Raw genomic sequence first — 21,307 nt, forward strand, 5'->3', positions numbered from 1 at the left:
CGATGCGTTATGCCTCGATCACCGACCGTCTCGCGCATCTCGGCTCCGGCCGCTGGGCCCTGCATCTGACCGCACGCCGCATGAAGGCCGAAGGAGAAGATATCATCGAGCTAACGATCGGCGAGCCGGATGTGAAGCCCGACAAGGCGCTGCTCGACGAGGCGGCGCGGGCCATGTATGCGGGTCGCACCCGCTATTCCAACGGCCGCGGCGAGCCGCCGGTGCTGAAGGCGCTGGTGGAGAAATATGCCAAACGACGGCCCGGCGTCAGCGAGCGCAATTTCCTTTGTTTCCCCGGAACCCAGACGGCGCTCTACAGCGTCATGACGGGGCTGGTCGAAGCTGGCGACGGCGTGCTGGTCGGCGATCCGCTATACGCGACCTATGAAGGCGTCATCTCATCGACCGGCGCTCATATGATCCCGGTACCGCTGCGCCCGGAAAAAAAGTTCCACCTGCAGGCGGAAGACCTGCAGCGCGCCATCACGCCGGAAGCACGCGTGCTGCTCCTGAACACGCCCCATAACCCGACTGGCGCAGTACTAACTGCCACCGAAATTGCAGCGATCGGCGAGATCTGCCGCAAGCACGATCTGTGGATCCTCTGCGACGAAGTCTACGAGGAACTGATCTTCGATGGCACCGACTTCGCGTCGCCCTTCGACATGCAGGAACTGGCGGAGCGTACCATTGTGGTTTCGTCGATCTCCAAATCCCATGCGGCGCCGGGTTTCCGCAGCGGCTGGGCCGCTGGCCCGGAAGAGTTCTGCGAAAAGCTGCTGCCGGTTTCGGAAACCATGCTGTTCGGCGTACAGCCCTTCATTTCCGACATGACAGCCTTGGCGCTGTCGCAGCATTTCGACACGGCCGACGTGATGCGCGACAATTACCGGCGCCGGGCCGAGATCGTCGAACAGGCGTTCGCCGGCAGCAATCTTGTGAAGCCCATGCCACCCGAAGGCGGTATGTTCATCCTGCTCGATGTCACGGCAACCGGCCTCGGCGGTGAGGAATTCGCCTGGGAACTGCTGCGCGAGGAAAAGGTCGCAGTGATGCCGGGCACCTCCTTTGGCGACCAGGCAGCCGGCTTCCTGCGCATTTCCCTGACCGTTCCCGACGATGTGCTGTCAACGGCAATGGACCGCATCGCCGACCTCGCCAGCCGCGTCGCCTCCTTGCACAAGGAAGCCACGCTGCATGTCCAATAACTGAAGACCGTCGCATTCCAGCCGATATCTGGTGACGGAGGCCTTGGGCTACCGGCCGCATGGCCGGGCATATTCATAGGGGCCCCGGGCTACTCCGGCTTGGTTTGGCCGCCGATGACATCGGAGGCTGTTTCGACATCATAGGGCATGGAATGGCTTCCGCCTCCGTCGCCGGCATCGGCCACACGCCCGCTCGGATCGCTGGTTCCGTCGGCGCCCCAGACTTTCCGCGCCTTGTTGATATCGGCCGCCGTCGGCTCGGCCCCCTGCTTGTGCGGCACTTCACCGGTGCCCGAACTCTTGGCGATGTTCGGCTGGCTGCTGCCGAAGCGGGCGGCTTCCTGGTTGCTTGTGCTGTCGTCTGACATGATCTGCCTCCTTGGCTGTTCGTTTCACAACCATCGGCAGACATCATCGTTCCGCAATCAGCCGCGGCGTTCATCCAACTTCTCTTCCGGCGGCTCCCATCCGAAAACGCTGCGGCCGCCCCATTCGTGACTCTGGCGGAATTCGCCGGCGACGATTTCCTTGAGGTCGGGACCTGTCACATATCGCTCGAGCTGGCGCGCCTGATCGTCGAGCCGCTTCAGCGCCTGCAGCTCTTCCTCGCGGCCGAGCTTGGCCTTGCCGACCGCCGACTTCATGACCTTGATCGTTTCGTCATAGACCCTGATCGGCACCGGAAACGGATGCCGGTCCTTGCCGCCATGAGCGAGCGAAAAGCGGGCGGGATCCGAAAAGCGGCAGGGCGCGCCGTGGACCACCTCGGCAACCATGGCAAGCGCACTGACCGTGCGGGCGCCGACGCCGGGGGTCAGCAGCAATTGCTCGAAATCCTCCGGGCCGCGATCGGCCGCGGCGGCCAGCGTGCCGTGCAGGCGGCGCATATTGACGTCTTCCTCACGCACATCGTGATGTGCCGGCATGATGAGATACGGCAGCATAGGCTGCGCCAGCTCCTTCTTCTTGCGCGAGGGATCGATGGCGATCACTTCCTTGACAATCCGGTCCGGCCCGAGCGTGGCGAGCAGATCGAGCTGACCTTTTCGCGAGGCTCCGGCGCGGTGATCGGCGAGGTTGACGATCTCCCCTTGCCCTCGGCCTTCGATCGCAGCATGGGGAGAATCGACGAAGCTGGCAATGCCTTCCGACAGCCAATGATAGCGCCGTGCCTGGCCCCTGTCGCCGTTCATGCCCTGTTGCACGACCACCCATTTTCCGTCGTCGGTAACGATGAAGCCGTGCAGGTAGAGATCGAAACCGTCCTGAACCGCTGCGCTGTCCACCTTAGCGACGAGGCGGCTGGTCGTGGCGAGCGCTGTGCCGTCGATACCGACGCGGTTGCCAATAGCGATCAGTTCGTCCGGGGTCTGGCGCGAATTCCGACCGCGCCCACCGCAGACATGGATGCCGAGCTCGCCCGACATCGGCGTCAGACCGCGCTTCAGCGCGCCGATGACGCTGGTGGTGATGCCGGACGAATGCCAGTCCATGCCCATTACCGCCCCAAAGGACTGGAACCAGAAAGGATGTGCCAGCCGCCGCAAAAGCTCGTCGCGGCCGTAATGGATGACGATCGCCTCGGTGATGACAGAACCGAGCCTGGTCATGCGCTCGCCGAGCCACCGGGGAACCCGGCCGCCATGAAGCGGAAGATCGGCGCTACCTGCTCTTTGAACCATGTTCCGTTTATAGACGGGCGGACACCGTCAGGACAGGGAAAAGTTCTTCAAACGTTCTTCGAGAAGGGCGATGGTCGGCGCGTCCGCATTGGCAAAGGCAAAGCGCAGGTAATCCTGCTGGCCTTCGCCAAAATACGCGCCGGGAATGCAGCTGATGCCGGCCCGTTTCGCTAGCTGTTCGGCCACCTCAGCGGACCCCCTGCCGGCGAAAGGATGGCGGACAAAGGCGAAATAGGCACCGATCGCATCAAGCTTCCAGTCGTTGAGGCCGCGCATGACGGCTTTCAGCGCTTCGGCACGGCGACCGATTTCCTGGCGGTTTTCTTCACGCCAGTCGGCCAGCAGCGGCAGCGCTTGCGCAACGGCGGCCTGGGCGGACCGCGGTGCGCAGATCTGCAGATTGTCCATGACCTTGGCGACCTGGGAGACGGCCACCTCGCTGGCCGCAATGGCGCCTAGCCGGTGGCCGGGGATGCAGAAGCTTTTCGAGAAACTGTAAAGGCTGATCAACACCTCCTCCCAGCCTTCGATTTGGAAGAGACCATGCGGCATCTGGCCGGCAGCGGGCAGGAAATCGCGATAGGTCTCGTCGAGGATCAGCCATATGCCCTTGTCCCGGCAGAGCCTGAACACCGCTTCCAGCAGCGATGGCGGATAGATGGCACCGGTCGGATTGTTGGGCGATACCAGGGCCAGTGCCCGCACGCCGCCGGTGATCGCCTTTTCAATGTCGAGCAGATCCGGCAGGAAACCGTTTTCGGCAGCACAGGGCACGAAGGCAGTCCTGACGCCCATCATCGTGAGCGTCGTTTCCTGGTTGAAGTAGAAGGGCTCGGTCATTAGCACCGTATCGCCCGGCCCGGCCACCGCCATGGCAGCGCAGATAAAGGCCTGGTTGCAGCCGGAGGTGATGTGGATGTTGCTCATCCCCAAGGAGGCGCCATAGACCTCTGAAAAATGTTCGGCATAAGCCTGCCGAAGCTTTGTTTCGCCCTCAATCGGTCCGTAGCCGGTAAAGGCAAGCGAGGAGGCCGTTTCGCCGAGCAGTCTCAGCATGTCCGGATGGGCGGGATATCCCGGCACCGCCTGCGAAAGATCGATCAGCGGGCCCTGCTTGCCGTCATAGGCGCGTCCCCAGGCGGCAACGGCAGGGACAGGCGGCGGGGAGAGCTTTTCGACATGGGAATTGAACAAAGGCATGATAATCCGGAAAGCGATTTGCAACAAAGGCGGTTGATTTGCCGCACATGTTCATCAGATTATCGGGCGACGCAAGGAGAACGTTCATGGCCGACGACATTCATCCTGAGGATCAGCAGGCCGCCCAAAATGGCCAGTCCGCCGATTCCAAGCTCACCCTTACCAAGCGCAAATGGGCTGAAGCGGGCAAGTTTCTGACGGGGCGTATAACCCGCCCCGAAACCGACCGGCTGCCGCCCGGACAGCATCTCGTCAAGAACTGGCCGGTGCTCGATCTTGGTCAGCAGCCTCGCGTTTCGCCGGCGCAATGGAAGCTTGACGTGCGCGGCCTCGTCAACCATCCGATGACGTTCGACTGGGCCGCCTTGCAGGCCCTGCCGCAGAGCGAAATACGCTCCGACATCCATTGCGTGACGACCTGGTCCCGCTACGACAACAACTGGAAAGGCGTGTCTACGCGTGATTTCCTTGATGCCGTCGATCCGAAGCCTGAGGCGGTTGCCGTTATGCTGACCAGCTATGACGGCTATACCACCAATCTGCTGCTCCCGGATTTCGCGGTCGCTGACGCGATCATCGTGACGGCCTGGGAAGGAAAACCGCTGACGGAAGAGCACGGCGGGCCCGTAAGGCTCGTCGTGCCGCACTTATATTTCTGGAAAAGCGCCAAATGGCTCCACCGGATAGACTTCCTCGACCGCGACCAGGCCGGCTTCTGGGAGAAGAACGGCTACCACATGCGCGGCGACCCTTGGGCCGAGGAACGTTACTCCGACGACTAGTGGCAATCCAGGAAGACGGCAGGACATGGTCCTCCCGAACTGCACCTACAGCCTTAGTCGAATTTGACCAGATTGATGGCTGGCAGCGAGCCGCCCGGGAACTGCGCGAGCTTGGCGCCAACCGCGAGCGATCCAAGGTCGATGCCGAAGAAGCCCAGCCTGTCGATCAGCGCTGCAACGTCTGCCTTGGCGCTGTCGTCATCGCCGGAATAGAACAACACACGTCTGCCGCCTTCGGACTGAGGATCACTCTGCAGCAGGGCGGCCAGCAGGTGGTTGAAGGCTTTCACGACGCGGGCGCCGGGAACCAAGTCGGCAAAGATCTCGCTCGACAAGCGGCCGCCGAGATCGGCTGGCTTGAACAGCGGTGCTTCGATCGGATTGTTGGTGTCGACAACGATGCGGCCGTTCCAGTCCGGCAAGCCGGACATGGCCTGCGGCAGCTTTGACCACGGAACCGCAACGAAGACCATATCTGCCTTGGCGGCCTCTTCCATGCTGACGGCGGAAATCCACGGCGCCAGTTCGGCGGTGAAGGTTTCAAGCGACACCGGACCGCGACTGTTGGCGATCACGGCACTGATGCCGTTGCGGGCCAATGTGCGAGCGATTGCTGCGCCGATATTGCCGGCGCCAATGATACCGATGGTCATGATTTGCATTCCTTTTTGTTTGGCTTCGATGGACTGAATATCGCATCTGGATTACCTCTCCATTAGTCTGTAATGTTGCGCTTCAGTTTCAACAAATCTTTGAAGATAGTCCTAAAGTGGAAAGCCTTGCCAATCTGGAAGCCTTCATTCGCAGCGCTGAACTCGGTAGCTTTTCGGCGGCCGGCAGGCGGCTGGCGCTTACGCCTGCTGCGGTCAGTCGCAATGTGGCGACGCTGGAAAGGAACCTCGGCATCAGGCTTTTCCAGCGCAGCACCCGCAAGCTGACGCTGACGGAAGCTGGCGAACGCTTTCTTTCGGAAATCCGCGATCATGTCGGGGCATTGCAGACGGCCATTACCGAGGTCTCGCTGGAAGGCGGGGAGCCGGCCGGCGTGCTGAAGGTCAGCATGAGCCCGCATTTCGGAACCAACTATATCCTGCCGCTGCTGCCGGATTTCATGGCGCGCTATCCTCGGATCCGTCCGGAATGGACCTTTGAGAACCGCCAGGTGGATCTGATCGCGGAAGGATATGATGCGGCGATCGGCGGCGGCCTGGAATTATCGTCCGGAACCGTTTCACGCGTTCTCGCGCCGGCGCATATCGTTGCGGTCGCATCACCAGCCTATATGCGGGGTCGGGCTCTGCCGCCCGATCCCGCAGGATTGGCCGCACTGGAGGGCATCCAGTTACGCTCCTCCAATACCGGCCGTATCCGGCAATGGATTATGCGCAACGCGGCGGGCGACGAGATGCCGGCTGCGCTGACCGAAAAGATCGTGATGAACGACCCCGCCGCCGTGGCCCGCGCTGCAAGCCTCGGCCTCGGGGTTGCGATGATCGCCATGCCGGACGGCGTGATGTATTTCGAAAGGGGCGAGCTCATCCGGCTGCTGCCGGAATGGTATGCCGATATCGGCACGATCTCGATCTACTATGCGAGCAGGACGCTGCTGCCCGCCAAGACCCGCGTCTTCGTCGATTTCATCACCGAGCATTTCCGCAGGAACGGTCTAGCCAAGCGTTTCGCCGGCAGCCTCGGTGCCTCGAATTTTCGCAAGCAAAGCTAGGCATCCGGCCCAACGGCCGGATGCCTGATTGTCAGAGCAGTTTGTCCAGCGTCAGCGGCAGGTCGCGGACGCGTTTTCCGGTGGCATGGAAGACGGCATTGGCAATGGCCGGTGCGACGCCGACGATACCGACTTCGCCGACGCCCTTGCCGCCGAGCGCCGATGCCTGATGGTCCGGCACACCGACCGAGATCACCTGGATATGAGGAATGTCGGAATTGGTCGGCACCAGATAATCGCCGACATTGTTGTTGATGGTCCGCCCGTTGCGGCCATCCACCAGGCCTTCCTCGAACAAAGCCTGGCCGATGCCCATGATGATGCCGCCGCGCCACTGGCTTTCCACCATCTTCGGATTGTAGAGCCGGCCGCAATCGAAGGCGGACACGATGCGGGAAACCCGGACAGTGCCAAAATCCTCGTCCACCCGCACTTCAGCAAAATGCGCGCACCATGAATGCATGGAATAATCGCCCATGGTCGGGCCTTGGACCCTGGCCATGCTGCTCCAGGCGGCATTCTGATCCGTGAGGCTCTGCGCATCCTCCGGCAGCGTATTGCGCACGACCTCGATTTCGGTGCGGCCGAGCGCCGCCATCAGCTCCGGCAGGCTCAACGCAGGACCTTGGCCAAGTTCGGAGGCGATCCGCCCATTGCTGACGGTTAAGGTATTGGCGCCGGTATCGCGCAGCGGCGAATTCGGATCGTTCAGTGCCAGCCCGATCAATTCGTCGCGGGCAGCCGCTGCGGTCTTGTGCACCGCCCCGGTAATCGATCCCGCCAACATGGAACCGCCGGCGATTGCGGAGCCCGGCAGCCTCGAATCGCCAAGCACGACATCAATCTGGTCGACCGGAACACCCAATGCTTCGGACGCGGTCTGGGCAAGGATCGTATAGGTTCCCTGCCCCATGTCGATGGCACCGCTGACCACTTCGACCCGGCCATTGGCAAGGATGCGGATCATGGCAGCGCTGGGGGCCCGCAGCACGGGAAAGGTGCCGCAGCCAATGCCCCAGCCGACCAACTGGCGCCCGTCGCGCATGGAACGCGGCTCGTGGCTCCGCCTCGACCAGCCGAAGGCTTCGGCACCCTGCGTTAGCGCTTCGCGAAGCTGGCGCGTCGACCAAGGCTTGCCTGATTGATAATCGTGGTCGGCATAGTTCTTCAGGCGGAGCTCGAGAGGATCCATGCCGAGCTTGTAGGCCAGCTCCTCCATAGCGCATTCGATGCCGAAAGCGCTGGGGTTCTTGCCCGGGCCGCGCAGCGCTCCCGGAGTGACGGTATTGACCGGCACGACCCGCGATTGCGACGAGAAGTTTTCCACCTTGTAGAGGATCGGCGTGGCAGCACCGGTCTGTTCCGGGTAATCCGTATAGGTGGAGGTTTCATTGGCACCCCGGTGGATGATCGCCTGAAGGACCCCATCCTCAGTGGCGCCGAGCGCAATCGTCTGGCGCGTCGCGGCGCGACCGCCATAGCTGGTGAAGTTCTGCGGGCGGGTGACGGCCAGCTTGACCGGCCGGCCAAGCTTCCGAGCCGCAGCGGCGGCCACCGCCCCGTAAGGCAGAGCCACGCCTTTGGAGCCGAAGCCACCGCCGATGAAGGGCGAGATCATCCGGACATTCTCGATAGGCAGGCCGAACCATTCCGCATAATTGCGCTGCATGCCGTGGGTCCATTGGCTCGGTTCCCACACGGTCAGCTGGTCGCCGTCCCATTTCGCCGTCAGGCCATGGGGCTCCATGGCCACATGATATTCGCGCGGCGTGCGATACTCGGCCTCCACACGAACGGGGGCCGCGGCGAACGCCGCCTCGGCATCGCCCCAGGCGACGCTGAGATTGTCCATCAACTTGCCCTTGCCGGCCTTCGCATCGTCGATATCGGCGATGCCTGGCTTTTCCTCATAGATGACGCGGACGAGCTTGGCCGCTTCGATTGCTTGCTCGCGGCTTTCGCCGACCACGGCAGCAATCGATTGGCCGTTATAGGTGACCTCGCGCGGCAGCGGCAGGAAAGGCTGGTTCTCCGGCCGATTGCCGTACCAGTCCGAGGCGGTCATCAGGCCCAGATCGTCTTCGGGCGTCAGCACCATCAGTACGCCTGGCACCGCCAGCGCCTGCGAGGCATCGACCGCAACGACCGTGCCGGCGGCAATGGTGCTCTGCACGAGAACGGCATGCGCCAGGCCGTCGACCGGGTATTCCAGCGCATAGGTGGCGGCGCCGGTGACCTTTAGATCGCCTTCGAAACGGGACAGTCGCCCACCGACCAGGCCATCGGCGGCACTGCCGTGCTTGCGGGTTTCCATGATGGTCATGCGAGACCTCCAACTTTCATGATGGCGCGGGTGATCACGCGCGGAGCCAGTTCGATCTTGTAGAGATTGTCGCCGTAGCTGACAGCACCATCCATGGCGAGGCGGGCGGCCCGGGCGACTGTTTGCTCCTCCAGCGCCTTGCCGATCAGCGCCTGCTCGACGGCACGGGCCCGCCATGGCTTGCTGGCAACACCGCCCAAGGCAACGCGAATGTCCTTGATAGTCCGGTTGTCGCTTTCGAGCTCCAATCCGACGGCCGCACTTGCCGCGGCAAATTCGTAGGACTGCCGGTCGCGAACCTTGAGATAGGTGGAGTTCCTGGCCGCAACGGACGCCGGAATGCTGATGCCGAGGATCATTTCGCCGGGCTGCAGCACCGTCTCCCGCTCCGGTGCATGGTCATAGGGCAGGAAGAAATCGTCGACCGGCACCTGACGTTGGCCGAGATCAACGACCGCATCCAAGGCGACAAGCGCCGCTGCCAGATCGCCGGGATAGCTGGCAATGCACTGCTCGCTGACGCCGAGCACCGCGTGATTGCGGATCACTCCGCCGAGAGCAGAACAGCCTGAGCCGGGATTACGCTTGTTGCAGGCGGGAAAAGTCAGCGGATCACGGAAATAAGCGCAGCGGGTACGCTGCAGAAGGTTGCCGCCGATTGTTGCCATGTTGCGGAGTTGGGCCGAAGCCGCAAGCGAGAGCGATTCCGAGACGGCAGGAAACCATGCCTTGATGTCGGGATGATCGGCAACAGCGGCCATTTTTGCAAGCGTGCCAATCACCGCCCCCTCCTGGTTGACGGCAATGCCGTCGAGACCTGACAAATGGGTGATGTCGATAACGGCTTCAGGTTCTGCGACACCGCATTTGGCGAGATCGAGCAGGGTCGTGCCGCCGGCCAGCATCACAGCACTGGCTTGGAGCGCGGCCTGACGGGCGTCTTCCGCCGATGTCGCGCGGAAATAGGAAAAGTCTCTCATCGGGCAGCCTCCGCCGCTTCGCGCACCGCCGCCACAACGCTGTTATAGGCGCCGCAACGACAGAGATTGCCGGACATGTATTCGCGGATTTCCTCGTCCGAGCCTGTATGGCCTTCCTTGATGCAGGCAACGGCCGACATGATCTGACCCGGCGTGCAATAGCCGCACTGGAAGGCATCATGCTCTAGGAAGGCAGCCTGAACCGGATGCAGGTCGCCGTTTTCGGCAGCAATTCCTTCGATCGTGGTGATCTGGCGGCCCTCGACCTGGGCCGCGAGCGTCAGGCAGGAAAGAACCCGCTTCCCGTCCACATGACAGGTGCAGGCGCCGCATTGACCCTGATCGCAGCCCTTCTTCGTACCGGTCAGAAGGAGATGCTCGCGCAGCGCGTCGAGAAGGGTGACGCGCGGCTCGACGTCGAGCTCATGGCTGTGCCCGTTGATATCGAGCGTCAATTGGATGGTTCGTGTCATGATAAGCTCCTGCTATCGTCACGAGAATGGAAAATTCATGATGTAGAGTGCACTGGCCGCCCGGTGACGGCGCGCTAGTTGAATGGGTGCGAGAGAAGACCGGCATCTTTCGGCATGGCATTCGGTCCCCATCTGCATTAAGAAGTGCGAGGCGCTCCAGTTAAGCGGAGGCGCCTCCGTTTAACTTAATGGCTTGCATGCTTTCGTCAAGCCTTTCATTGCCGGAGTTATCATTTTGGCCTCGGCCTTGCCGACTGCACCATCGCCCACACCCGCCAAACTGCGGGCCGATGCGCGTCGAAACCGCGACAAGCTGGTGGAAACAGCCGCGGCCGCCTTTTCAGAAAATGGCGTCGAGACGTCGCTTGAAGATATCGCCCGCCGCGCCGGCGTCGGCATTGGCACACTGTACCGGCACTTTCCGACCCGCGAGCATCTGGTGGAAACGGTTTATCGCCGCGAGCTGGAGAGCCTGGCGAGTGCGGCATCGGAACTTGCCGAAAAACATGCGGCCGACGTGGCACTGCAGGAATGGATGCTGCGCTTCGTCAACTACATGGCCACCAAGCGGGGCATGGCAGCCAGCCTGAAGATTATTGCAAATTCCAATTCGACCTTGTTCTCCGAGGGCTTCGGCCGCATCCGCATCGCCATGGAAGGGCTTCTGACGGCTGCCCGCGAACAGGATCTCATCCGCAAGGACATCGAGCAGAACGATCTGATGCATGCCATGTCTAGCATCTATTCCATCCCGGATTCTCCGGAATGGCGCGCGAGCGCCAACCGATTGATCGGCCTGCTGATGGACGGGTTGCGCGCCAAACGGTAGCTGCATCCGCGCAACAATTGTTGACTTGGTCGTCAAAAGTTGAGAAACAGGGGAAACAGAAAGCCCCTGACATGGAAGATCCAAGCCCGCAGGAACTGGCCGTTCTCGAAGCGATCCGCGAAAATCCTTTCGTAGGTCAGCAGGAGATCGCCACAATGCTTGGCCTGGCGCGATCGACGGTTGCGGCTCACATTGTTCAGCTGATGCAGAAGGGACAGCTTCTCGGTAGGGCTTATGTGCTGGCCGAGCAGGCCCGCGCACTTTGTATCGGCGGTGCGGTTCTGGACCGCAAATACCGTGCCCGCGAAGCCTTGATCAATGCCACCTCCAACCCCGTCGATGGCGTGCGAAGCCTGGGTGGGGTGGCGCGCAACGTCGCCGAAAACCTGAGCCGGCTCGGCACCGCCACCAGCTTCGTCTCGATCGTCGGCGATGACGAAAACGGCCGCACACTGCTGGCCTATATGCGCGAGCGCGGCATCGACGTCAGCCAGACCATGGTGACCGGCGACCGCCCGACGGCCGAATATGCCGCCATCCTGGACCCCGCCGGAGACCTGGTCCTAGGGCTTGCGGATATGGGCATTTTCGATCTGCTGCAACCGGATCACCTCGACCGGATCTGGCCGCATCTTGCTTCGGCCAATTGGGTATTTGCCGATTGCAATCCGCCTGCTGAGACGCTTGCTTCGCTGATTGCCAGAAGACAGGGAGCCCACTTCCGGCTGGCCGTGGATGCAGTCTCGACCGTCAAGGCGGCGCGGCTGCCCAAAGACCTGACCGGCATCGACCTGTTGTTCATGAACATCGACGAAGCAAACAGCATTCTCAAACGCCACGGAAGGGCTAGCATCGAAGATGCAAGAGAAGCGGCCATGGGCCTGCAGCGGGTCGGCGCCGATCAGGCCATTGTGACCATGGGCGCAGAAGGCATTGCAGTTGCCGGACCTGAGGGCGCCAAGATTTTTTCGGCCGTCGAGGCCGTGTCCGTCGACATGACCGGCGCCGGCGACGCAATGATTGCCGGAACGCTCCACCGCGTCATGGCCGGGGACGATATCTACACCGCAGCCCGAACCGGTGCGCTTCTCGGCGCATTGACGACCGAAAGCTCGGCCAGCGTCCACACGCACCTCTCGCAGGCCTTCCTGGAGGCCAATATGCACCGTCTCACCGGTTGAAGAACCGATCGAAAGGAATTTCCATGTCCCTGCTCAAGCCCCAGCTCAGTCCGGAAGTCGCCGCAGCCCTGTCGGCAGGCCGTCCGGTCGTCGCGCTGGAATCGACGATCATCACCCATGGCATGCCTTATCCGGCCAATCTGGAAACGGCGCTCGGCGTCGAAGCCGTGGTTCGCGACAATGGTGCGGTCCCGGCAACCATTGCGGTGATCGACGGGGAACTGCGCGCCGGCCTGGAACGCCATGAGCTGGAAACGCTGGCCCAGGCAAAGGGCGTGGTGAAGGCGTCCGGGCGAGACCTGGCCGTCGCCATGGTCCGCCGCCAGACGGCCGGAACCACCGTGTCCGCGACCATGCTGCTGGCCGATCTTGCCGGCATCGAAATCTTCGCGACCGGCGGCGTTGGCGGCGTGCATCGTGGCGCCGAACAGACATTCGACATTTCGGCCGACCTGACGGAGCTTGGCCGCACCAGGACGGCCGTCGTCTGCGCCGGCGTCAAGTCGATCCTAGATATTTCTAAGACGCTCGAATTTCTGGAAACCCAGCGCGTGCCGGTGATCGCGTTTGGAACCGAGGATTTTCCGGCCTTCTTTACGCGCCAAAGCGGCTACAAGGCCGATCATCGGCTGGATTCTCCAGAGGAGATCGCCCGGGCCATGCACCTGCACCACCAGCTCGGCACCGGAACCGGCCTGCTGATCGCCAATCCCATTCCGCAGGAAGCGGCCCTGACGCCTGACTTCATCGACGGTACGATTGCGGATGCGGTGCGCGAAGCCGAAGAACGCGGCATCAGCCGCAAGGAGCTGACCCCCTTCCTTCTCGGCAGGATCAATGAGCTTTCCAAGGGCGAAAGCCTGAAGGCGAATATCGAGCTGGTGCGCAACAATGCGAAGCTCGCAGCTCAGATGGCGGTGGCCTACGCCGCGCTGAAGAGGTCGTAACAAAAACGCCCGCATAGCCGAACACTATGCGGGCGATTTATGCGCCAGTATCAGGCCAGAGCCTACTGAAGCGTCCGCGGCTGCAGCTGGTCGGCGCTGTAACCGGAAGCCGAAGCGGGAAGCCCGCTGTCTTCCAGGCCGGTCGCAACGACCGAGACACGGAACTTGCCGTCGAGATTGCGGTCGAAGATCGCGCCGACGACGATATCCGCATCGTCCTGCACCTGGTCGCGGATCCGGCTGGCCGCCTCATCGACCTCGAACAGCGTCATGTCCGAGCCGCCGGAGATCGACACCAGCACACCTCTGGCACCCCGCAGCGAGACATCGTCCAGCAGCGGATTGGCGATCGCCGCTTCCGCAGCTTTCATCGCCCGGCCCTCCCCGGCAGCCTCGCCCGTACCCATCATGGCCCGGCCCATGCCGCGCATGACCGATTTCACATCGGCGAAATCGAGGTTGATCAGGCCTTCCTTGACGATCAGGTCGGTGATGCAGCCGACGCCGGCGAACAGCACCCGATCGGCCGTCATGAAGGCATCGGCGAATGTCGTCTTCGCATCCGCGATGCGGAAAAGGTTCTGGTTGGGGATGACGATAACGGTATCGGCGGCCTGGCGGAGCGCCTCGACACCGGCTTCCGCCATTCTCATGCGGCGATTGCCTTCAAAGGTGAAAGGCTTGGTCACCACGCCAACGGTCAGGATCCCGGCCGAGCGCGCTGCCTGGGCAATCACTGACGCGGCACCCGTACCCGTGCCGCCGCCCATGCCGGCGGTGACGAAGCACATATGCGAGCCGGCCAGGTGGTCCATGATCTCGTCAATGGACTCCTCGGCGGCCGCGCGGCCCACTTCCGGCAGCGACCCGGCACCGAGACCTTCGGTGACCTGGGCGCCGAGCTGGATGCGGCGCGACGCCCTTGATGTGGCGAGCACCTGAGCATCCGTATTGGCGGCAATGAATTCCACGCCCTGCAGATCTTCCGCAATCATGTTGTTGATGGCATTGCCGCCGCCGCCGCCAACGCCGATGACAGTGATATGCGGCCGTAATCCGGAAATGCCGCTCTTAGCGTCCGTCATCGTGCTTTCTCCTTTGAACGTGTTTCCGCCCTGCCCTTATGCGGGCAGCGAATCGGGCGCAGACTAAGTGCGCAACAAGGCAGAGACGGGGCGTAAAATCCACAACGGAATGCGAAATGCGCCCGACGAGCGGACGCTTGAGCTCGCTCAGCGCGCCATTTCGCCCAGCTTTGCCAGAAGCGCCGCGCCGGTGCGAATGCCTGCAATGAAGAGATCGATCTTCAGATTTTCGTTCGGCGCATGGTTGGCCTGATCCGCATTGGCATAAGGCACCACGAAGGCCGGCTTCTTGAGGATCTTGGTGAACACGTAATCGGGAAGGCTGCCGCCGAGGCTCGGGTAAAGCAGCGGCTCCACGCCCCGCGCCGCGACGACCGCCTCCCGGATCACCGGGGCGAATGGGCTGTCGATCGAGGTCTTCGACGGCAGCATGGAGTTCATCGGCACGAATTCGACATCCGGCGCATGTGTCTCCACATGCGCTCGCACCTTTTCAAAGACATAGTCTGGCGTCAGGTTCTCGACCAGCCGAATATCGCATTTGGCAATCGCCTCGCTCGGCAGCACCGTCTTCTGTCCCGGCCCGCCGTAACCGCCATGCAGGCCGTTGATCGTCAGCGTCGGCTGGAACATCAGCCGTTCGTAATACGGGCGATCCGCGGGCTCGTCGAGTTTTGCCATGCCGAGTTCGGCCTTGATCTTCTCAACGTCGAGCGGCAGGGAGGCCATCGCCTGCCGTTCGAGATCGCTTGGCGGCAGGACCGGATCGTAGATCCCGTCGATGGTGATCTCGCCGCGTTCGTTCTTCATCGTCGCCAGCAGATGCACCAGCTTCCAGATTGCGTTCGGCATCACACCGCCGAAATTGCCGGAATGGGCGTCGCGGTTGGCAGTCCTTGCCCTCAGTTCGAAAGAGGCGACGCCGCGCACGCCAAAGGTGACGATCGGCCGGCCGCTGTCATGTAAAGAACCGTCGGCGGTAATCACTAGATCCGCGTCTAGCTTATCGGCATGCTCGGAAACGAATTCGGCCATATGTGGGCTGCCGATCTCTTCTTCGCCTTCGAGAAGAAAGATGACGTTGCAGGGCAGCTCGCCCGCCACTTTGAGGAAGGACTCTAGGGCGAGCAATTGGGCAAAGTGCTGGCCCTTGTTGTCGCCGATGCCGCGCGCGTAAATACGTCCGTCGCGGATTTCCGGCTCGAAGGGCGGACTTTTCCAAAGCTCCATCGGCTCCGGCGGCTGCACGTCGTAATGGCCGTAGAGCAGCACGGTCGGCTTGCCCGGCTGCGTCTCCATCCGGCCGATGACCATGGGATGGTTGCGGGTGGCAATGGTCTCGGCCTGCATGCCGAGACCGTTCAGCATGGCGACCAGGATATCGGCCGCGTCGCCGATCCCCTCGTTGGAAGCGCTGATCGAGGGATGCCGGACATAATCCATCACCCGGTCGATGAAGCTTTCGCGATGCGATTCGATATGGGCGAAGACCTTGTCCAGGTCGGATGGTTCTGCAGTCAATGCCAAGTCCTCAAGCCGGCTCGAACAGGGGAGCGATCTGCATTTCCGGCACAAGCACCAGGCCCTTGTCGGTAATGCGAATTTCCGGAATGACCGACAGTGGAATGAGGTTGAAGCCCATATAGGCAATGGTGCAGCCGGCCTTTTCCCATTCCAGCTTCAGGGCCTTCACCTCGTCGGCGACCTCATGCACGCGCTTGTCCGACAAAAGACCGGCGATCGGCAGCGGCACCATGGCGGTCACCTTGCCGTCCATGACGACGCAGACGCCGCCCTGCTGCACTTCGATAGCATCCAGGGCCACCTGCATGTCGGCCGCATTCGTACCGGCAACGATGATGTTGTGGCTGTCATGCCCGACAGACGAGGCGACCGCGCCCTTCTTGAGGCCGAAACCGTTCAGCAGCCCATGCGCAACATTGCCATCTGACTTGCCGTGGCGCTCCACGACCGTCACGAAGCACAGGTCGTGGCGGTCGAAATGCGTCTGCCAATCTTTGGCCGGTTCAAGCTCCACCGTCACATGGCGCAGCGTAATGCCCGGCAGCTCGGTCTTGATCGTGTGGGCCGTGACAGTACCGGTCGGCAGGTCCGGCGTCAGCTGGAGGTTCTTCGGCAGCTTGACCGTATGATAGGCCGCCTCTGGATAGCGGTAAGGCTTGGACAGCGCCGCGTCGAGAAGGGGCGTAATCTTCTTCTGATCGACCACCAGTTCGCCGCCATACCAGGTGCTGACCGGCTTGAGGTCGTCGCTCAAAAGCACGAGGTCGGCTCGCCGGCCGCCGCCGAGACCGCCGATCTCGCCTTCCATGCCGAAGCGCGTCGCGCCATGCAGCGAACCCATTGACCAGGCCTGTTCCGGCTTCATGCCGTATTTCACCGCCTCGCGCGTCACCCAGTCCATGCCGAAGGCGAGCAGGTCTTCAGCGTCCCGGTCGTCGGTGCAGACAGCGACGCGCTTGTGGGAGGCGCCGAGTTCGGTGATCGTCTTGATCGCCTGCGGCAGCGAATGCCACGGCGTTGTCGGCGGTCCGCCGCGCAGGAAGATCCAGACGCCGGCTTCCAGCAAATCGTCGGCAATGTCCCGGTCGATTGCCTCATGGGTGTCGGTGACGCCGGAGGCCGCATAGGCCGCCACGAATTCGCGGCCATAGACATGGCCCGAGACCGGACGTCCCCGCTCGAGAGCCGCCGCAAGGATGGCATGGCTGCGCTCGTCGCCCATGGCGACCGGCACGAAATCCATCTTCTCGCCGAGCGCGACGGCTTCCGGCCATTTGTCGAAAAGCGCCGCGATCTTGGCGGGCGTCAGGTCGCCGCCTGCCGTTTCCATCTCCGCCGTTGTCGCCGGCACCGTGCTCGGCACCGTCAGAAAGATGGACAGCGGCGCCTGCCGTGCATCCTCCAGCATCGCCTCGACGCCTGCGACATCCATGACATTGCCGATCTCGTGGCTGTCGCAGAAGATCGTCGTCGTGCCATTGAGGAGCGCCGCCTCGGCATAGGCGCAGGCGGTGACCATGGAGGACTCGATATGGATATGTGGATCGACCAGGCCCGGAGCTATGATGCCACCTCTTGCATCATAGCTCTTGGCCGAGCTGCCGCCATAGCTGCCGGCCGGCTTGACCGCAGCGATGCGGCCACCCGAAATCCAGATCTCGCGGTGATCGATGATGCGCTCGGAATAGGTCGACAGAACTCGTGCGCCGCGGATCAGGAGATCCGGCTCCCGCCGGGCCGAAGCGACGTCGGCGAGGACCCGCGTCATGGTCGAAAGCGGCTGGACTGAAAAGCGGGTGAGCGTGGCCATGAGAACTCGCTAAATTGATGATCGGGCTGCCACCACCCTAGGGGAATTGGAAAGGGCGCGGAAGCACCTTGTCCAAGCTCTTAATCATTCCCGGTGGTGCATCATTGCATGACGGCTTCGGGCAGGAAACTCTCGAGGCCGCGGCGTGCTTGAAGGAGGCGGTGCTTGAAGTTTTCCGAAAACACTTCGGGCGGCTGCCAAAGGCCGCCGCCCGTTTGATTTGCTCTTTTATCGCGTCTTTGTGGAGATCGGTCCTTCGCGATAATAAGAGGAATAGCTGTCATGCAGCCGTTCCGGCGCACCGGCATCGGCATAGCGCTTCAGCTCCGACATCTCGGTCTTGTTGAGGATGACGCCGATCGTCTTCGAGGCAATCTGGGGCTCCGACCGAAGCACGCTCTGGACCGCCTTGACCGGCGTCACGCCCCATTCCGTCACAAAGATGAAGCCATCAACGAAAGGCTCGAAGGCCTTGGCGTCGATCACCGGGATGAGCGGCGCCAGGTCGACGACGATGACGTCGAACGTATCCCGAATGCCGTCGAGGAACTGGCTCATGCCGGTCGATGCGAGCAATTCGCTGGTATGAGCCAGCTGACGGCTGCGCATGGTCATCGGAAGGATGGTCAGCCGCGACTTCCTGTCTACCCGGGCTGCGGCTGTCCAAGGGGTTTTCTGAAGCAGAACATCGACCAGGCCAACCTCAGGCGCGCTGGCCAGCATCTTGCTCAAGCCCGGATTGCGCAGGTCGGCATCGACAACCAGAGTGCGCACGCCGCTGGCGGAAATGAGCCCGGCGAGATTGGCGGCAACCAGAGACTTGCCCTCTCCCGGAAGGCAGGAGACGACGCCGATCACCGCACATTTGCGCCCCTGAAGGACGATATCGCAGGCGAGCTTGGTATTGCGCAGGGTTTCCGAGAATTGCGAGCGTGGCGCTTCCACGGCAATGCGCATCATCCGGCGGAAGGAGATCGGATCGCCTGCCGGCAATCCGGCTGCGTCCACGGTTTCAGGCACAGGAGCATTGCTTTCCTCCGCCTGAATGCCGATCTTCGGCAGATAGCCGAGGAAGCGCATGCCTAGCTTGTCCTGCACATCTTCGCCGGTGCGGAAGAAGCGCTCGCGGAATTCCAAAAGCGCAGCAGCCGCGCCGCCGAGCATCAATCCTAAGACCACGGACAAGGCCATGGTCAGCGTCTTGCGGGGGCTCGAAGGCGCCGTCGGCGTGCCGGCCGCAGAGATGACGCGAGCCTTGGCAATCGGCAGCGACTGCAGCTGCGTCGCTTCCTCGAAGCGGTGCAGATAGGCCTCGTACATGGTCTTCAGGGCCGAAGACTTCTGCTCGAGTTCCTGAAGCTGGACCATGGATACATTGGCGTCCGAATTGCTTCCGGCGACCCGCTGGATGTTCTCTTTCAGGGAGCGTTCACGCGAAGTCGCGACATCCACCTCATTGCGGAAGCTGCCGGTCAGCTGTTGCAGCTCCCGGAAGATCTGCTGAGCCAGATCCTGTTTTTCGCCTTTCAGAGCAACCGCCTGCGGATGGTCTGCGCCAAACTGCTGGATGATGCCCTGCTCGCGGTCGCTGATGGCGATATACCGCTTGCGCAGATCCTGGATCACGGAATTATCCGTATCGCGCATGGAGATCACGGCATTCTGCACAGCCGCGTCGGGGCCCTTGTCGAGGATGGCCTTGTACTGGTTGTAGCGGGCAGACGCGGTGGCAACATCCGCCTGGGCGACGATGAGCTGGCTGTTGAGGTCGGAAAGCTGCTGGGCGGACAGCAGTTCGCCTCTTGGAGACACGAGGCCCTTTTCCCGCTTATACTGCTCGACCGCCAGCGCCGCCTGCTGGGCTCGGGTGTTGAGGTCGTTCAACCTTTCCTGGAGCCACAGCGACGCCCTTTCGGTGGCATCGAAATTGGCGTTCAGCTGGTCCGTAAGGAAGGATTCCGCATAGGTCCGGGCAATCAGTGCTGAGAGTTGCGGATCCGGCGACTTGGCCGAAAGAGCGATAACCGAGCTTCGTCCGACGCGCTCCACGATGATGGCCTGCTGGACGATGGCAGCGGCTTTTTCCCGCCGTCCGGCTCGCAGCTGATCCTCCGTCGGCGTCGCATCGCCGGTGGATACAAGGGCGACCAGGCTGCGCACCGTATCCTTGATCAGATCCACCGGCGACTTCGGCGGGTTTACCAGCATCTCGTTCTGGTCGAGCTTGGCCTTGTCGACAACGCTCAGAGCCAGCGCCTTGGACTTCAGGATTTCCACCGTGCTCGACAGGCGGTTGTCGACCTGCTGGGCAGTCTGGCTATCCGTCTGCTCTTCCGCATAACGGGACAGGTTCTCGTCCAGAAGGATCTGCGTCATCGCCGTATAGGTCGGCTGTGCCGTCAGCAGATAAAGCCCGGCCAGAACAACGGCGGCAATGACGCAACCGATGATCACGCGGGCGCGGCGCATCGCCGCCGTCCACAGCTTGTCGAGGTCAATGAATGTATCATTGTCCTTCGCCTCGCTCGGGAAGATGGTTATCGGTCGAAAGTTTGCCTGGTCCATGGATTTTTCCGCTTCGGGAGAGTGTACGAGGAACGGCAAGATCTGCTTGCCGTTCCTCCGACTTAGGTCTGTGCCGTCAGGCAGCCTTCATGCGCGTTTCGTGCAGGGCGATAAGCTCCTTGACGGAGGTATAGATGTCGTCGCCCATGTCGGCACGAAGCATGGCGAAGGCCACATTGGCTTCGATGAACCCGCGCTTGCTGCCGCAGTCGAAGGTGCGGCCCTTGTAAGGATGAGCGTGGAAGGGCTGCGTCTGCAAGAGCTTCTGCATGCTGTCCGTCAGCTGGATCTCATTACCGGCCCCGCGCTCCTGCGCGGCAAGCAATTCGAATATCTGCGGCTGCAGGATATAGCGACCATTGAGGTAATAGTTCGACGGAGCCTCGGCTGGAGCCGGCTTCTCGACCATTTCGGTGACCTCGAAACCATGGCTGACGCTGCGGCCGATGCCGACCACGCCGTAGCTGGAGGTTTCCTCCGGTGCGCATTGTTCCACGGCAAAGACATTGCCGCCGACTTCCTCGTAAAGCCCCATCAGGCCGGCCATGCAGCCTTGGGGCCCGTAGGACACCATGTCGGGAAGAAGCAGGGCGAAGGGCTCGTCGCCGACCAGTTCACGGGCACACCAGACGGCATGACCGAGGCCGAGCGGTACCTGCTGGCGGGTATAGCTGACGGTGCCGGCAAGCGGCAGCATCTTCTCGAGCTGCGTTACCTGCACGGTTTTGCCGGATCGCGTGAGGGTGGCGATGAGCTCCGGTGCGCTGTCGAAATAGTCTTCGATGGCGGTCTTGTTGCGGCTGGTGACGAAAATGATGTTCTCGATGCCTGCCTGCATCGCTTCGTCGACTGCATATTGCACGACGGGCCGATCAACGATCGTCAGCATTTCCTTGGGCATAGCCTTGGTCGCCGGCAGGAAGCGCGTTCCATTGCCTGCGACCGGAATGACTGCCTTGCGAACTGGTCTCATCATGTCCATTCCTTCGTCCTTT

The 21,307-nt window shown here is 62.1% G+C and carries 18 protein-coding genes; 6 read left to right on the forward strand and 12 right to left on the reverse strand.

Annotated elements, in window-relative coordinates:
• Positions 1–2 precede the first annotated feature (2 nt).
• Positions 3–1,208 carry a pyridoxal phosphate-dependent aminotransferase gene (locus tag E2F50_RS05830; RefSeq protein ID WP_133315069.1) on the forward strand — a complete coding sequence of 402 codons (1,206 nt, stop codon included), beginning with the start codon at positions 3–5 and terminating at the stop codon, positions 1,206–1,208.
• An 89-nt stretch (positions 1,209–1,297) separates the two neighbouring features.
• Here the strand turns inward: E2F50_RS05830 and E2F50_RS05835 are convergent, their stop codons facing one another.
• The 3 genes from E2F50_RS05835 to E2F50_RS05845 are packed head-to-tail and all read right to left on the reverse strand — an operon-like array spanning position 1,298 to position 4,090.
• The gene (locus E2F50_RS05835; RefSeq protein WP_133315070.1) at positions 1,298–1,576 is read right to left on the reverse strand and encodes a hypothetical protein; all 279 of its coding nucleotides are present in this window, start codon (positions 1,574–1,576) and stop codon (positions 1,298–1,300) included.
• A 57-nt stretch (positions 1,577–1,633) separates the two neighbouring features.
• Complete coding sequence (locus E2F50_RS05840) at positions 1,634–2,890, reverse strand: DUF763 domain-containing protein (protein ID WP_133315071.1); 1,257 nt, start codon at positions 2,888–2,890, stop codon at positions 1,634–1,636.
• Positions 2,891–2,917: 27 nt separating this feature from the next.
• The gene (locus E2F50_RS05845) at positions 2,918–4,090 is read right to left on the reverse strand and encodes an aminotransferase (RefSeq protein ID WP_133315072.1); all 1,173 of its coding nucleotides are present in this window, start codon (positions 4,088–4,090) and stop codon (positions 2,918–2,920) included.
• 86 nt (positions 4,091–4,176) lie between these two features.
• Between E2F50_RS05845 and E2F50_RS05850 the strand changes: the two genes are divergently transcribed.
• The gene (locus E2F50_RS05850; RefSeq protein ID WP_133315073.1) at positions 4,177–4,872 is read left to right on the forward strand and encodes a sulfite oxidase-like oxidoreductase; all 696 of its coding nucleotides are present in this window, start codon (positions 4,177–4,179) and stop codon (positions 4,870–4,872) included.
• Positions 4,873–4,925: 53 nt separating this feature from the next.
• Here E2F50_RS05850 and E2F50_RS05855 read toward each other — a convergent pair whose 3' ends face one another.
• Positions 4,926–5,534 carry an NADPH-dependent F420 reductase gene (locus E2F50_RS05855; RefSeq protein ID WP_133315074.1) on the reverse strand — a complete coding sequence of 203 codons (609 nt, stop codon included), beginning with the start codon at positions 5,532–5,534 and terminating at the stop codon, positions 4,926–4,928.
• 107 nt (positions 5,535–5,641) lie between these two features.
• Between E2F50_RS05855 and E2F50_RS05860 the strand changes: the two genes are divergently transcribed.
• On the forward strand, positions 5,642–6,595 hold the full coding sequence (locus tag E2F50_RS05860; protein ID WP_133315075.1) for a LysR family transcriptional regulator: 954 nt from the start codon (positions 5,642–5,644) through the stop codon (positions 6,593–6,595).
• 31 nt (positions 6,596–6,626) lie between these two features.
• Here E2F50_RS05860 and E2F50_RS05865 read toward each other — a convergent pair whose 3' ends face one another.
• The 3 genes from E2F50_RS05865 to E2F50_RS05875 are packed head-to-tail and all read right to left on the reverse strand — an operon-like array spanning position 6,627 to position 10,371.
• Positions 6,627–8,918, reverse strand: coding sequence for a xanthine dehydrogenase family protein molybdopterin-binding subunit (locus E2F50_RS05865; protein WP_133315076.1), 2,292 nt, complete (start codon positions 8,916–8,918; stop codon positions 6,627–6,629).
• A complete protein-coding gene (locus tag E2F50_RS05870) occupies positions 8,915–9,898 on the reverse strand; it encodes an FAD binding domain-containing protein (RefSeq protein WP_133315077.1) in 984 nt (327 codons plus the stop codon). The genes E2F50_RS05865 and E2F50_RS05870 overlap by 4 nt, the downstream gene beginning before the upstream one ends.
• Entirely contained in the window at positions 9,895–10,371 is a 477-nt protein-coding gene (locus E2F50_RS05875) for a (2Fe-2S)-binding protein (protein ID WP_133315078.1), read from the reverse strand. Before E2F50_RS05875 ends, E2F50_RS05870 begins: the two co-directional genes overlap by 4 nt.
• A gap of 247 nt (positions 10,372–10,618) precedes the next feature.
• Here E2F50_RS05875 and E2F50_RS05880 point away from each other — a divergent pair, with 247 nt between their 5' ends.
• From E2F50_RS05880 to E2F50_RS05890, 3 genes are all read left to right on the forward strand, one after another.
• Positions 10,619–11,200: a TetR/AcrR family transcriptional regulator gene (locus E2F50_RS05880; RefSeq protein ID WP_425375358.1), complete on the forward strand. Its 582-nt coding sequence runs from the start codon at positions 10,619–10,621 to the stop codon at positions 11,198–11,200.
• Between the two features lie 71 nt (positions 11,201–11,271).
• Positions 11,272–12,381: a carbohydrate kinase gene (locus E2F50_RS05885; RefSeq protein ID WP_133315080.1), complete on the forward strand. Its 1,110-nt coding sequence runs from the start codon at positions 11,272–11,274 to the stop codon at positions 12,379–12,381.
• Positions 12,382–12,404: 23 nt separating this feature from the next.
• Complete coding sequence (locus E2F50_RS05890) at positions 12,405–13,328, forward strand: pseudouridine-5'-phosphate glycosidase (RefSeq protein WP_133315081.1); 924 nt, start codon at positions 12,405–12,407, stop codon at positions 13,326–13,328.
• 62 nt (positions 13,329–13,390) lie between these two features.
• Here the strand turns inward: E2F50_RS05890 and ftsZ are convergent, their stop codons facing one another.
• The 5 genes from ftsZ to E2F50_RS05915 form a co-directional block, all read right to left on the reverse strand.
• Complete coding sequence (gene ftsZ / locus E2F50_RS05895; protein ID WP_133315082.1) at positions 13,391–14,413, reverse strand: cell division protein FtsZ; 1,023 nt, start codon at positions 14,411–14,413, stop codon at positions 13,391–13,393.
• A 147-nt stretch (positions 14,414–14,560) separates the two neighbouring features.
• Positions 14,561–15,934, reverse strand: a complete 1,374-nt coding sequence (locus tag E2F50_RS05900; protein ID WP_133315083.1) for a M20/M25/M40 family metallo-hydrolase — start codon at positions 15,932–15,934, stop codon at positions 14,561–14,563.
• A 10-nt stretch (positions 15,935–15,944) separates the two neighbouring features.
• Positions 15,945–17,747: an adenine deaminase gene (locus E2F50_RS05905; RefSeq protein ID WP_133315084.1), complete on the reverse strand. Its 1,803-nt coding sequence runs from the start codon at positions 17,745–17,747 to the stop codon at positions 15,945–15,947.
• 228 nt (positions 17,748–17,975) lie between these two features.
• A complete protein-coding gene (locus tag E2F50_RS05910; protein WP_133315085.1) occupies positions 17,976–20,312 on the reverse strand; it encodes a Wzz/FepE/Etk N-terminal domain-containing protein in 2,337 nt (778 codons plus the stop codon).
• 76 nt (positions 20,313–20,388) lie between these two features.
• Complete coding sequence (locus tag E2F50_RS05915) at positions 20,389–21,294, reverse strand: UTP--glucose-1-phosphate uridylyltransferase (protein ID WP_133315086.1); 906 nt, start codon at positions 21,292–21,294, stop codon at positions 20,389–20,391.
• Between the last annotated feature and the right edge of the window lie 13 nt (positions 21,295–21,307).

The organism is Rhizobium deserti (assembly GCF_004358025.1).
Taxonomy (GTDB): domain Bacteria; phylum Pseudomonadota; class Alphaproteobacteria; order Rhizobiales; family Rhizobiaceae; genus Neorhizobium; species Neorhizobium deserti.